The organism is Lautropia mirabilis, from assembly GCF_900637555.1.
In the GTDB taxonomy this organism is placed as follows: Bacteria; Pseudomonadota; Gammaproteobacteria; order Burkholderiales; family Burkholderiaceae_E; genus Lautropia; species Lautropia mirabilis.
This window is the reverse complement of record NZ_LR134378.1, coordinates 1,029,863-1,043,868: the sequence shown is the minus strand read 5'-3', so window position 1 is coordinate 1,043,868 and position 14,006 is coordinate 1,029,863. Positions and strand designations below refer to the sequence as shown.

Sequence of the window (14,006 nt, the reverse complement as noted above, 5' to 3'; positions counted from 1 at the left end):
CGGATCTCCGGCAAAGGACATGCGACGCATCATGCGCAGACCGTCTATTCCACTTTCGCTTCGCCCCCTGGCCCGCCTGCTGGCAGGAATGACCCTGGCATCGTTCGCTCTGCCGGTGAGTGCCGGTATCGCGGAGGTGAAGTACAGCACGCACTTCGATGGCACCCCCAATTTCGACAGTGCAGACGGCCCCGGCCTGGACAGCGGCCCCAGAAACGACATCGTGCGAACGCATGATGAGTTCCAGTACCTGGTGCAGCTGGCCACCGATGATGCGGAAAAGGACCTGCGCATCCAGCTCGTGATGCCACAGCATGCCGGCAAGCAGGTAGCTGTCTGGAGCTACCTACCAACAGCCTGCAAGCGAGGGTCCACACTGTCGACCGACAAACGGACCATCGATTGCCGTCTGGGCGACGTTGCCAGCGCCGGAACGTTGGCCGTCTATTTTCAGGGGGTCGTGCTGGGCAGTTCCGGCAATGGTGACAAGATCACCCCTCCCTCCCTGGAAGTCAGTGCCAATGGCCAGGTCCAACCCGGGCCTGCTTCCCTGCCCAATACCCTGACCGTCAGTGCCGCCCCCTTCTATGACGTGGTCGTCCAGCAGTCCGTGGGCGGACCACAAGGCTACCGGCGCGGCAGTGGCCCCGGCGGCAAGGATGGCTTCTACCACCAGATGCTGATTGGCCTGACGGCACGCAACCCCCACGGACATGGTCTGAAAGGCGTTGAACAGCTGGCCCCCACTTCCCCCATCGAAGTCGACCTTGATGTAGGAGGCTACCCACCCTCGGTTGCCGTGGCCAACTGGCATGCCAATCTGCCCGCCAACACCGGCAACCGCCCCACCGGCAGCTTTGCCGATGGCTGCGGCAGCCCCAGCAACGGCCGCCCCAGCCCGCTGATCAGCAACGGTTTCGGTATGTATTACCGCGTGATGGATCAGGGCCCCACACCCAGCACTGCCAATAACTACGTAGCCAATGGCGGTGACTGCCGCACGGTCACCAGCGATCGCAACCACGTCCAGCTGGCCCTCGACGGCGTGGACACCGCGCTGCGGCATATCCCTACCATCCTTCTCCCCGACGGTCGCAAGCTGCCCACCAACCAGGAAGCCTGGGTGGCCAACAAGGCGCTGCTGCTGTGGACCTCAATTGAGGATTACCCGCTAAATCAGGACATCTACCACACCATGACGCTGCGTAGCGTCAGTGGTCAGTCGATCACGGGTCAGTCCATCAGCGGTGACCAGGCCAGCAATAATAAGGACACGTATAAGCTGAGGAATGAGGCTTCAGGAAACACGGCCAAGCAGTTCCAGCCAGATGAAAGCCTGCCCATGCCCTACAGAACGGTACGCGACCCAACCATGACGTCGGGCAGTATCGTCAACCAGATGTCTCACGGACAGACTGTAGCGAGTCGGCTGGGATATTCCGCTTTCGGAGCAATAGCACACGAAAATGTCTCGCTGTGCGACATCATCGACCGCACCGCCTTCGATATTGGCCAGAATTTCACAGCTCTGATTACGGCAAATGTCCCGGCGCCCGACATAAGCTATCAGTATGGCGTACCGGCCAGCGGCTCGCCCTATTTCGCATCCACCGATAGTGCCCATTCCGAGTACGAAGGCCTAGCCGGCGTCCCGCGCTCGGTACCCGGCACATCCGAGTATTCCCGTGCCAGCTGCCTGGATCCAGGCATCCGCTGGTACGCCACCCCGCAGGAAGCTGAAGCGGCCGGCGGCCTGGTCTATGTACGCGGCAACATCAGGAACCTTCCCGCAGCCAACGACTCCTCCATGCGTATCGGGGGACTGATCCTGCGCGAAACCTGGGCATCCACCATTGAAGTGCAGACGCCCACGCGCAGCATCCGTCAGGCCGGTGCGCCCATCGCCGCCGGCAGCATCATCCGTAACCGTGCAGAGCTGCGCTCCGACACGCTGCCCAACCTGGCAAAGAGCATCACCAATTGGGACCACCTGCGCGTGGTAAACCGGCAGACCACAACACGTCCCACCAAAAAGGTGATTGCCCCGGCCAATGCCACCACTGCACCAGTGCCCGCAGGCACCGTCATCACCTATCAGATCACCCCGTATTACGCCACGGTCAACAAGCCCGTACCTGGTACCATCACAGTGACGGACATACTGCCAACCGGGCTGAAGTACGTGGCCGACAGTGCCCGTTTCGACGGCCAGCAACTCGAGCCCACCATTCAGAACGACAAGCCGGCCAAGGGGCTCACCACGCTCACCTGGAAGCTGGAGAACCGCACGCCATTCCTGGGCGTACACTCTGACGCCGCTGCACAGCCTCCTCTCACCTACAAGGCACGCACGAGCCAGACACTGCTGGATGGCACAAAACTTCGCAACGACGTGGCCACCAGCGGTGGTGAGTACGATGCAGCATCCGACTGTACCTACGAAGTGGGCAAGGGCTTTGGAAAGTGCGTCAAATCCGCCTTTGCCGAAGTGACGGTACAGACCCCACCTGGTTTTGTGCTGGAGAAGACCTCTTCCCAGACCAGCATCACGCCGGGCGACGATTTCGACTACAGCATCAGCTTCGCCTCCATCGGCCAGGACACCCTTGCCCCCAACCTGCCGGACATCATCGACATTCTGCCCTTCGTGGGCGACGGTGAGGACAACCACGCATTGAGTTTCAGCGGACGCACCCCGGCATCCAGCTTCGAGCCCGGAGCCTACACGCTGAAATCCGTCGTGCCGTCCAGTCTGGACCCCAACGCACGCATCTACTACACCAAGCGCCCGCCGCACGAGATCCACAACGACCCGCGTGACGACAGCAACCGCCTTGTCGGAGGCACCACCCGCTGGTGCCTGGCCACCGAGCTGGGCACCACAGGCTGCCCGCAGACCATCGGCGAAAGCACGGCCATCCGTGTCAGCCCGACACTGGCCAACCTGCCGCGCAACACGCCCTACACCATCCAGCTGATTCTCGGCTCCCACCCGGTACTGGCCTACCCCGGCAACGTCTTTGCCAACCGGGCCGGCTCCCGGCCCGTGGATCCCGCCAGCTCGCTGCTGTTCGTGGCCTCGCAATCGAACATGCAGGTCCGCGTCCGCGATCACATGAGCCGCCTGGCAGGTCGCGTGTTCGCCGATCTGGACCAGAACCACGTACTGGACACCGCCGACTGGGCGCTGGCCAACCGTTGCATCACGCTGCAGGGCACGACCAGCCGCGGCGAGGCCATGACGTTCTCGATGCGCACCGACGCCGACGGCCGCTATGAATTTGCCGAGGGCGCGCGCAACAAGATCCACTACAACGCCGACTGCAGCGGCACGCCGCTGCCCTACTTTGGTGGTCTGCTGGCAGGCACATACACCGTTTCCAAGCCGGCAGCCAGTGGTGCGCTCAGCAACGGCCTGGCCTTCCTGGGCACCCAGGCAGGCAGCACCACACCCAACGGGACCGTGCAGGAAAACCGGATTGCCCAGATCACCGTGGCTCGCGGCGCGGCCCTTCAGGACTATGACTTCACCGAGGTTCCCGTACGGCCTCGCCTGACCCTGGTGGCCTCGGTCACGAACAACCATGGCGCCACGGCGACTGCCGACAGCGTGCAACTGTCGGCCACCGGGGCCGACACCGCAGCCGGCACCATCGTGCAGGGCAACAGCGGCAGCAGCCCTGTCACCCAGACCACCGTGCCTGCGGGCAACTACACCCTCTCTGCCCAGGAGCTTTCCGACTACAACCCGGCCAGCTGGCAGTGCGTGATCAACGGTCAGGCCCCCGTGGCAGGCACCAACCTGACACTGGCCTGGGGTGATCAGGCCACCTGTACCGCGAGCTACGAAGACCAGCCGAAACCGGCCCACCTGACCCTGGTGAGCCAGGTGACCAACAATCATGGTGGCAAGGCCTCGGCGACCGACATGACGCTCTCGGCCAGCCACACCGACAACGGCAACACCACGACGGTGAGCGGCACCAGCGGTGCCAGCACCATCACCCGCATTGAGGCCGCCAACGGGACCTGGACACTGGCCAGCACGGCCCTGGCCGGTTATACCCATGGCGAATGGCAATGCGCCATCGATGGTGGCGCCCCTGCCAGCGGCAACACGCTGACACTGCAGCGCGGCCAGGATGCCGTCTGCACGATCAACTATGAGGACCAGCCCCCTCCCCCGCCGCAGAAGAAACCGACCTATCTGACGCTGGTCAGTGAGATCGGCAACCGTCACGGCGGCACCAAGACGACAGCCGACCTGACGCTGGGCGCCAGCCATACCGATGACACCGGCACCACCACTGCGCTGGAAGGCGCCAGCGGCAAGCCGTCCATCACGCGCGTGGAAGTGCCGACCGGTGCCTGGACGCTGTCCAGTGCCGAACTGGGTGGCTACCAGCGTGGAGAATGGTCGTGCACCATCACGCCGCACGCAGACAGCACCGACAAGGCCGTGAAACAGAGCAGCGGTAACGCGCTGAGCCTGGCCGAAGGCGATGAGGCCGTCTGCACGGTGCGCTACGAGGACGTGGCTCCCCGCCTGACGCTGGTTGGTGAGGTGAGCAACCGCCATGGCGGCAAGGCCTCAGCCAGCGACGTGACGCTGCAGGCCAGCCAGGACCATGCTGACGGCACATCCACGACCGTGAGCGGCATCAGCGGCAGCAAGGCCGTGACGCAGGTGGAAGTGGCCCATGGTGACTGGACGCTCTCCAGCAGCGCCCTGAACGGCTATCGCCACGGCGACTGGCAATGTGCCATTGATGGCGGAAGCGCCAGGACCGGCAACAGCGTGGCCCTGACACATGGCCAGCAGGCCGTCTGCACGATCCGCTACGAGGACATGCCGGCCCAGCTCACCCTGGTCAACATCGTCACCAACCAGAATGGCCACACAGCCAAGGCCGAGGACTTCCCGCTGTCAGCGCAAGGTCCGACACCGCTGAACGGACAGAGCGGTTCCGCCAGCGTCACCGGGGCCGGCGTGCTGCCAGGTGCCTACACCCTGCGCGCCGATGCCCTGCCCGAGTATGGTTCCACGCCATGGTCGTGCAACGGCGGACAGCTGGCCGACAGCGTGCTCACCATCCGCAGCGGCGAGCACGTCACCTGCACCATCGAGCACATCGATCAGCCGGTGAGCCTAACGCTGGACGTGGACGTGGTGAACGAACACGGTGGCACGGCCTCGAAGGAAGACATCGCCCTGTCGGCCACCAACGTCGCCAACCCCGATGACTCCATCTCCGGCATCTCGAAGACGGCGGCCGTGACCGCGCGCCAGGTGAAACCCGGCGTGTTCGAGCTGCAGGTCCCCAACCTGCCCCGCGGCTATCGCGTCAGCAAATGGGTATGTACCGGCGGCACGCTGCAGGACAACATCCTGACGCTGGCCAACCGTGAATTCGCCAAGTGCCGCGTGGAACTGAAGGACATCCCCGCCTCGTTGAAACTGGCCAAGGCCGTCGACGGCAGTGCACGCCTTGTGGCCGGCACCGCCAACGAGTATGACGTGGCCTACACCCTCACCGTCAGCCACGAGGGCGGCATCGCCGGCGTCTACGACCTCGTCGACGCCCCGGCCTTCGACAGCGACGTGGAGATCGTCAGCGCCACCATCCTGCGCAACGACCAGCCCCTGAACGTGACGCCTTCGGCTGTCACGGGTGCGGGTGCTGCACAGGCTCGCCGGCAATGGCCGCTGGCCAGCCAGCAGTCGCTGGCCATCGGCGCCTCCGATGTGTACCGCATGACCTTCCGTGTGCGCGTGCCCTTCGAGGGCAGCACCGCCAACGACCGCTGCCAGGCGGCCGGTGACGGCGCGGGCCACGGCCTCTTCAACGCCGCCACCCTCACCCGCCAGCAGGGCGGACAGGCCAGCGGCGAGCCGCTCTCGGCCCAGGCCTGCCTCGACACGCCCGAGCCGGTGCTCGCTGCCACGCTCTCCATCGACAAGACCAGCACCAGCCGCTCGGTCGAGATGGGCGATCTCATCACCTATCAGCTGCGCATCCGCAACAACGGCAAGTCCCCTGCCCTGTCGCCGAAAGTGATCGATCGTCTGCCGCGCGGTTTCCGCTTCGAGCCCGGCTCGGTGCGCATCACCAACGCCCGCGCCACCCAGGTGCAGATGCAGGGCGATCGGGAGCTGCACATCACGCTGGATCGCGTGGCCGCTGCCGGCACCGCCCAGGCCGCCGGCCAGGGGGGCAGCAACAGTGATGTGACGATCACCTATCGGCTGCGTGCCGGGGTGGGCTCGTCCCAGGGTGACGGCATCAACCGCGCCCACGTGCAGTGTCTGGGCCGTGATGGCGCAAGCCGCAGCCAGTGCTCGAACGAGTCCCGCTGGAAGGTGCGCGTTACCGGCGGCATCTTCTCCGACGAAGCCTGCCTGGCTGGCCAGATCTACGTGGACTGCAACGGCAACAGTGTGAAGGACCGCGAGGAGCTGGGCATCCCGGGCGTGCGCCTGTATCTGGAGAACGGCACCTGGATCGTCTCCGACGAACAGGGCAAGTACAGCCACTGCGGTCTGCGCCCGCGCACCCACGTGCTCAAGGTCGATGCGCGCACCCTGCCCCGCAAGAGCCGGCTCGTGACCAGCAGCGCCCAGAACGTGGGCGATGCACACAGCCTCTTCATCGATGCCAAGAAGGGCATGCTGCACCGCGCCGACTTCATCGAGGGCTCGTGCAGCGCCACCGTCATCGAGCAGGTCAAGGCGCGTCAGGCCCAGGGCGCCAACGTGAGCGTGCAGACCGAGCCGGAGCAGCCCGCGCTGAAGTTCGAGAGCAAGTACGGGGCACAGGCCAGGCCCCGCCAGCAAGGCACCGATGGTGCCGATCAGCCGATGGCCAGGACGCGGCACTGAGCCGCGTCTACCACACCCCGCGCTGCATGGCCACGCCCTGGGCGCCTGCCTGACGGGCATCGTCCAGGTGCGCGGGGTTCAGGCCGCCCAGCGCATACACGGGAACAGGGGTCTGCTCGATCATCCGGGCCAGCCCCTCCCATCCCAGCCCTGCCCTGCCAGGGTGACTCTGCGTGGGCAGCACCGGCCCACACACGGCCAGGTCCAGCTTCAGCAACCCGGCCAGCCGCAGGTCTTCGGCACTGTGGCACGACGCTGCCACCATCGGATAGTTGACCTGCAGATATTCGATGGCTGTGCGCGAGTCGCGGGCGGAGGTGTGCAGATCGTCCCCGGTCAGGTGAATGCCACCCCGGGTCTTCTCGGCTGCCAGCTGCGCATAGGTTTCAGGGTGACGACTGCTGACCATCAGCCGCACGTCGCGCCCCTGCACGCGTTCCAGCACCCCGTTGAACAGCCGGTCGAAACTGGCCGGCCCCATGTCGGGCTCGCGCAGCAGCAACAGCCGTGAAGGCGCCGCACATGAGCCCCTTGCGCTTTCCAGCCCCTTCCCCTCCAGCCAGCGCTCCAGACACTGCAGCCATTCATCGATGCCCCGTGCCGAAGCATCCGAAATGGCATAGACCGCTGGCAGCGACAGCCAGCGGATGGGATCCAGCGAGGCCGGCAGCAAGGGTTCGACATCGATGGCATCCAGCGCCCGCCAGGCCAGCTGCTGTCCCTCCCGGCCACGCGGCTCACCTTCCCAGGCCGTCACCCGACGGAAATGCAGCCGCACGTGAGCGTGCTCGTAAACGTGCTCCCGCACCACCCACGGCTGCGAGGCCAGCACGTGGATGTCCAGCTCCTCTTCCAGCTCGCGCACAGCGGCCTGTGCGGCATCTTCACCGGGCTCGAACTTGCCACCCGGGAACTCCCACCAGCCTTCATAGGGCTTGCCGGCCGGACGCTGGCCCAGCAGGACCTGCCCATCCGGACGCATCAGGATACCGACGGCGACATTGACGATCTTGGGAGCGGACATGGGAATCGGCATGCCCTGGCCTGCCGCATGTCATGCATGACAGACCAGAGCCTTGCTGGGTTGAGAACGACAAAAGGAAAACAGCCTGCAGAGCCCCTATGGTACGGGACACCACCTCCTGATGTGCTGTCTGCCTGGCCCCAGGGCGCAGGACTCAATCACTGTCCGTGACGCCCCGCCCAGTCACGGGCAAACTGCCAGGCCACGCGACCGGAACGGGAGCCCCGCTCCAGCGCCCAGCGCAGCGCATCGGCCCGGGCGGCCTCCACCGCCGCATCATCGGCCCCGAAATGACGCAGCCAGTGTGCCACCACCGCCAGATAGTCATCCTGCCGGAACGGATAGAACGCGATCCACAGTCCGAAGCGCTCGGACAGCGACACCTTCTCTTCCGAGGTCTCGCCCGGATGGATCTCGCCATCAGCCTGATGGCTGGCCTGCAGGTTCTCGGACAGCATCTCGGGCATAAGGTGCCGACGATTGGAAGTGGCATAGACCAGCACGTTGTCGGCCTGGCCGGACAAGGATCCGTCCAGCACCGTCTTCAGCGCCTTGTAGGCCCCCTCCCCCTGCTCGAAGGACAGATCGTCACAATAGACGATGAAACGTTCGGGCCGCTCCTGCAACTGCTCGACGATCTCGGGCAGATCGGTCAGCTGCGCCTTGTCCACCTCCACCAGCCGCAGACCTTCATCGCGGAACGTGGGCAGACAGGCCTTGACCAGGGATGACTTGCCGGTACCCCGTGCACCGGTCAGCAGCACATTGTTGGCCGGCAACCCACGCACGAACTGGCGGGTATTGGCCTCTACCAGACGCTTCTGCTCATCGACGTTCTGCAGGTCTTCCAGCCGCAGCGTGGCGGGGCGTGCAATGGACCGCAGCTCGCCCACACTGCCAAAGGGCGTCTGGCGACGCTGCCAGCGGAAGGCGCTGGCCGACCAGTCGGGCTCGCGTGCCACAGGTGCTGCCTGGGCAAGCTGGCCCAACAGGGGTTCGACAGTATCGAGCAACCGACCGAGGCGTTGCAGGACAGGCTGCAGGTCGGTGGCGCGCTGCGCCTGATCAGGTAGCCCGCTCATGACCGGTAGTCCGCATTGATCGTCACATAGTCATGCGACAGGTCGCAGGTCCAGACGGTGGTACTGACCGTCCCACGGTCCAGACGCACCCGCACGGTGAACTCGGCCTGCTTCAGCACGCGCTGGCCGTCTTCTTCCCGGTACTCCGGATCGCGCCCACCCTGGCTGGCCACGCGTACGTCGTCCAGCCACACTTCCAGCCTGTCCGCGTCCAGGTCATCGATACCGGCATAGCCGATGGCTGCCAGAATGCGCCCCAGGTTGGGGTCGGACGCGAAGAAGGCCGTCTTGACCAGCGGAGAATGGGCGATGGCATAGGCCACGGCCGCGGCCTCGCCGTCATTGCCGGCACCTTCCACCTGGATGGTGACGAACTTGGTGGCGCCTTCGCCATCGCGCACGATGGACTGGGCCAGCTGCACGGCGGTCTCGACCAGCGCCTGCAGCAGTTCGGCTGCCCCCGGATCGTCATCACGGGCGATGCTCACCGCCCCCTGGCCGGTACTGAGCAGCAGGAAGGTGTCATTGGTGGACGTGTCGCCATCCACCGTGATGCGGTTGAAGCTGGCGTCGGCCATGCGACGCACCCAGGTCTGCAGCAGGTCGGGGGCAATTCTTGCGTCGGTGGCAATCATGCCCAGCATGGTGGCCATGTTGGGACGGATCATGCCGGCGCCCTTGGAAATGCCGGTCATCACCACCTCGCCGCCGGGCAGCTTCACGCGGCGCGACACCGCCTTGGGCAGCGTGTCGGTGGTCATGATGGCCTCGGCCGCCTCCACCCAGTGTGTGGGTGCCAGATCGGCCACGGCATCCGGCACACCGGCCGCGATGCGCTCGACAGGAAGGTGCTCCAGGATCACGCCGGTGGACATCGGCAGCACGGTATCGGCCGGCACGCCCAGTTCGGCAGCCACGGCCTGACAGACCTGCTGTGCGTTGCGCTGCCCTTCGGCACCGGTGCCGGCATTGGCCACGCCGGTGTTCACGACCAGCGCCCGCATCTGTCCCTGCGAAGCCGCCAGATGCTCGCGCGACACCACCACAGGGGCTGCACAGAAACGGTTGCGGGTAAAGACCCCCGCCACCTGGGTACCCTCGGCCAGACGCACCACCAGCAGGTCGCGCCGGCCCGGTTTGCGGATGCCTGCACGGGCGGTACCCAGTTCCACGCCGGCTACAGGCAACAGGCTGGCGGCATCGGGAGCGGTCAGATTGACGGGCATGGGGTCTTCCTCGTTGTTGGTTCCAGACCTGCACAGCAGAAACGGGGTCTCCGCTGCCCAGGCTCACGGCATCGCACCTGACTCCAGGCCTCCAGCGTGGAGCTGCCTTGGGTCGTCCGGGATTGCCGCATGGGAAAGGCCAATGATAAAACGCCCACCGGATCAGGGAGATCCCGGTGGGCGTCGAGGGTCCCCTCAGGACGGGGACATGACACATGACTGAGGCACCGTGTCCATCAGGGCGGACACGGCCTGCACGTCGGCATCAGGCCAGCTTGCCGTGGCAGTGCTTGTACTTCTTGCCCGAGCCGCAGGGGCACGGATCGTTGCGACCCACATGGTGGCCGTTGACGATAGGACGCTGGGCCGGGTTGGCCGACGCCACCTCCTGCAAGCGCAGGGCCACGGCTTCTGGATCCTCGTCCATGCCACCCAGCTCGGAAGAGTCGGCATGCATCATGCGTGCGCCGCCTGCGGTCTGCTCGGCACGATCCTCCAGCTGATCAGCCACCTGCTCGGCCTCGGCCGCCGACTGGATCTGCACGTTCATCAGCACGCGGCTGACCTCGGTGCGGATGATGCCCAGCAGGTTCTCGAACAGCTCGAAGGCCTCACGCTTGTACTCCTGCTTGGGATTCTTCTGCGCATAGCCACGCAGGTGAATGCCCTGGCGCAGGTGCTCCAGCGCCGACAGGTGCTCACGCCAGTGCTGGTCGATGGACTGCAGCATGATCGAGCGCTCGAAGTTGCCGAAGGCCTCGGCCCCCACCCGCTCGATCTTGGCGTGGTAGCGCTTGTCGGCCTCTTCGACGATACGTGCCAGGATGGCCTCGTCGCCCAGGTCCTCGTTTTCCTTGAGCCACTGCGACACCGGCACCGGCAGCTGCCATTCGTTCTGCAGCTCCTTCTCCAGACCGTTGATGTCCCACTGCTCTTCCACCGTGCCTTCAGGCACATGACGGCGGAACACCTCTTCCAGCGCGCCCTGGCGCAGGTTGGTGATCACCTCCGAGACATCGGCGGTATCCAGCAGCTCGTTGCGATGCGCATAGATGACCTTGCGCTGCTCGTTGGCCACGTCGTCATAGTCCAGCAGCTGCTTGCGGATGTCGAAGTTGCGGGCCTCGACCTTGCGCTGTGCGGACTCGATGGCGCGCGACACCAGACCGGACTCGATGGCCTCGCCTTCGGGCAGCTTCAGACGATCCATGATGGCCTTGAGGCGGTCACCGGCGAAGATCTTGAGCAGCGGATCTTCCATGGACAGGTAGAAGCGCGACGAACCCTTGTCGCCCTGGCGACCGGCACGACCACGCAGCTGGTTGTCGATACGACGGGACTCGTGCCGCTCGGTACCGATGATGTGCAGACCGCCCTTCTCGAGCACTTCCTCGTGGACCTTCTGCCATTCATCCTGGAAGCGGGCGATCTCGGCCTTCTTGGCCTCGGGATCCAGGTCCTCGCGCATCTCGATGGCGTTGATGACGCTGGAACGGCTGCCACCCAGCTCGATGTCGGTACCCCGGCCCGCCATGTTGGTGGCGATGGTGATCTGGTGCGGCCGGCCAGCCTGCGCCACGATCTCGGCCTCGCGATCGTGCTGCTTGGCGTTGAGCACGTTGTGCGGCAACCCGGCCTTCTTCAGCAGGTTGGACACCAGCTCGGAGTTCTCGATGGAGGTTGTGCCAACCAGCACCGGCTGACCACGTTCGTGGCAGTCGCGGATGTCGGCCAGGATGGCGTCGTACTTTTCCTTGGCAGTACGGTAGACCAGATCCTGCATGTCGTTGCGCACCATGGGGCGGTGCGTGGGCACCACCACGGTCTCCAGGTTGTAGATTTCCTGGAACTCGTAGGCCTCGGTGTCGGCCGTGCCGGTCATGCCGGACAGCTTCTCGTACATCCGGAAATAGTTCTGGAAGGTGATCGAGGCCAGCGTCTGGTTCTCGGCCTGGATCTTCACGCCTTCCTTGGCTTCCACCGCCTGGTGCAGGCCATCGGACCAGCGCCGGCCTGCCATCAGGCGGCCAGTGAACTCGTCGACGATGACGACCTCGTCGTTCTGCACCACATAGTGCTGGTCACGCAGGAACAGCGTGTGCGCCCGCAGCGCCACCATCAGGTGATGCACCAGCGAGATGTTGGCGGCGTCGTACAGGCTGGCCCCCTCGGGCAGCAGGCCCAGCTGCGTCAGGATCTGTTCGGCGTGCTCGTGGCCAGCTTCGGACAGGTAGGCCTGATGCGCCTTGTGATCCACCCAGTAGTCGCCCGGAGGATCTTCCTCGCCCTGTTTGGGCTCGCTCTCCATCGGCGTGAGCATGGGGGGCACGGCGTTCATCCGCACGTACAGTTCGGCGTTCTCTTCGGCCGGACCGGAGATGATCAGCGGCGTGCGCGCCTCGTCGATCAGGATCGAGTCCACCTCGTCGACGATGGCGTAGAACAGCTTGCGCTGCATGCGCGACGCGGCGTCATACACCATGTTGTCGCGCAGGTAGTCAAAGCCGTACTCGTTGTTGGTACCGTAGGTGATGTCGGCCTGATAGGCAGCCCGCTTCTCGTCGGACGGCTGCTGGGCCACGATGACGCCCACCGTCAGGCCCAGGAAGTTGTAGAGCCGTCCCATCCAGGCCGCGTCACGCTGGGCCAGATAGTCGTTGACCGTGACCACGTGCACGCCCCGGCCGGCCAGCGCATTCAGATAGACCGCCAGCGTGGCGGTCAGCGTCTTGCCCTCACCGGTGCGCATCTCGGCGATCTTGCCGGCATTCAGCACCATGGCGCCCAGCATCTGCACGTCGAAGTGACGCATGCCCAGGATGCGCTTCGAGCCCTCGCGACAGACTGCAAAGGCCTCGGGCAGGATGGCGTCCAGCACGTCGTTCACCGGCTTGCCGGCTGCCACCTCTTCCTGGATGCGCGCCTGGAACTCGCGGGTCTTGCCGCGCAGCTCGTCGTCGGACAGCGCCTCCATCTGTGGCTCCAGCGCATTGATGCGCGCCACGCGACGGCGGTATTGTTTCAGGAGCCGCGAATTGCGGCTGCCGAAGATGCTGGTCAGTAGTGTCTGGAACATTGGCAGGAGGGTTCTGCAGGCGATAATGGGAGCCACGGCGACATGCCGGGACCATCATGACCTTGGCAAAGTAAGCTGAAAATGGTATCACGCGACCCGGAATTCAACGGCCAATCCCCATTGAGACCCCCCTCAGGCCGACCGACGCCCTCCCGGGCGGGGTCTGGCGGCAAGGCCGTGGGCAGCGCGCAACAAGGCAGCGGCCGGCGGCGCACGCTGCGCGAGCGCGACCGCGAGGGCCGCCCCATGCTGGAGCACATGAAGGCCCGAACGCCCGAACTGTGGCAGACCTGGCAGCGTCTGGATCGCTTGGGAAGGGACCTGCACACCATCCTGCCCTCCGTGCGCCTCATCCCCATCAAGCTGGATCGCCAGGTGCTGCTGGTCACGGCCCCCTCCAGCGCCATGGCAGCACGCCTGCGTCAGTACGAGCCGCGCCTGGTCGACGGCCTGCAGGCCCGAGGCTGGCTGGTCAACCGTGTGAAGTTTCGGCCCAACACCGTCTTCATGCCGGTGCCGCCTCCACCGCGGGCCAAACAGCCCGTACCGCCCCGGGCCGTCGAATCAATGGCCGCCCTGGCAGCCTCCGGGCAGGTCACGCCCGAGCTGCGCGCCGCCCTGGAAGCCTTCGTGCAGCGGCAGCGGGGATACCTGCAGGAGCCATGAACGAAAAGCAGCTCGCGGGCGCATGTCCGCGCTTTCCGTTCAGCAAATCAGC

At 65.3% G+C, this 14,006-nt stretch carries 6 protein-coding genes; 2 read left to right on the top strand and 4 right to left on the bottom strand.

What is annotated here, in order from left to right:
- Nucleotides 1-31 precede the first annotated feature (31 nt).
- Nucleotides 32-6,880: a DUF11 domain-containing protein gene (locus EL249_RS04250; protein WP_170169596.1), complete on the top strand. Its 6,849-nt coding sequence runs from the start codon at nt 32-34 to the stop codon at nt 6,878-6,880.
- A gap of 7 nt (nt 6,881-6,887) precedes the next feature.
- Here EL249_RS04250 and EL249_RS04245 read toward each other — a convergent pair whose 3' ends face one another.
- The 4 genes from EL249_RS04245 to secA all read right to left on the bottom strand — a co-directional run bounded on the left by EL249_RS04245 (nt 6,888) and on the right by secA (nt 13,288).
- Entirely contained in the window at nt 6,888-7,904 is a 1,017-nt protein-coding gene (locus tag EL249_RS04245) for a Nudix family hydrolase (RefSeq protein WP_040531677.1), read from the bottom strand.
- A gap of 158 nt (nt 7,905-8,062) precedes the next feature.
- Nucleotides 8,063-8,935, bottom strand: coding sequence for an ATP-binding protein (locus EL249_RS04240; RefSeq protein WP_040531680.1), 873 nt, complete (start codon nt 8,933-8,935; stop codon nt 8,063-8,065).
- A 47-nt stretch (nt 8,936-8,982) separates the two neighbouring features.
- Nucleotides 8,983-10,212 (bottom strand): bifunctional glutamate N-acetyltransferase/amino-acid acetyltransferase ArgJ, encoded by a 1,230-nt coding sequence (gene argJ, locus EL249_RS04235; RefSeq protein WP_005674142.1) that lies wholly within the window; start codon nt 10,210-10,212, stop codon nt 8,983-8,985.
- 265 nt (nt 10,213-10,477) lie between these two features.
- Nucleotides 10,478-13,288 (bottom strand): preprotein translocase subunit SecA, encoded by a 2,811-nt coding sequence (secA, locus tag EL249_RS04230; RefSeq protein WP_005674143.1) that lies wholly within the window; start codon nt 13,286-13,288, stop codon nt 10,478-10,480.
- 177 nt (nt 13,289-13,465) lie between these two features.
- Here secA and EL249_RS04225 point away from each other — a divergent pair, with 177 nt between their 5' ends.
- Entirely contained in the window at nt 13,466-13,954 is a 489-nt protein-coding gene (locus EL249_RS04225) for a DciA family protein (RefSeq protein ID WP_040530023.1), read from the top strand.
- The last annotated feature ends 52 nt before the right edge of the window (nt 13,955-14,006 follow it).

Bases quoted from the DNA above. Each gene is read 5' to 3' on its own strand.
- EL249_RS04250 (WP_170169596.1), top strand. From the start codon at position 32: ATGCGCAGACCGTCTATTCCACTTTCGCTTCGCCCCCTGGCCCGCCTG.
- EL249_RS04245 (WP_040531677.1), bottom strand. From the start codon at position 7,904: ATGTCCGCTCCCAAGATCGTCAATGTCGCCGTCGGTATCCTGATGCGT.
- argJ (WP_005674142.1), bottom strand. From the start codon at position 10,212: ATGCCCGTCAATCTGACCGCTCCCGATGCCGCCAGCCTGTTGCCTGTA.
- secA (WP_005674143.1), bottom strand. From the start codon at position 13,288: ATGTTCCAGACACTACTGACCAGCATCTTCGGCAGCCGCAATTCGCGG.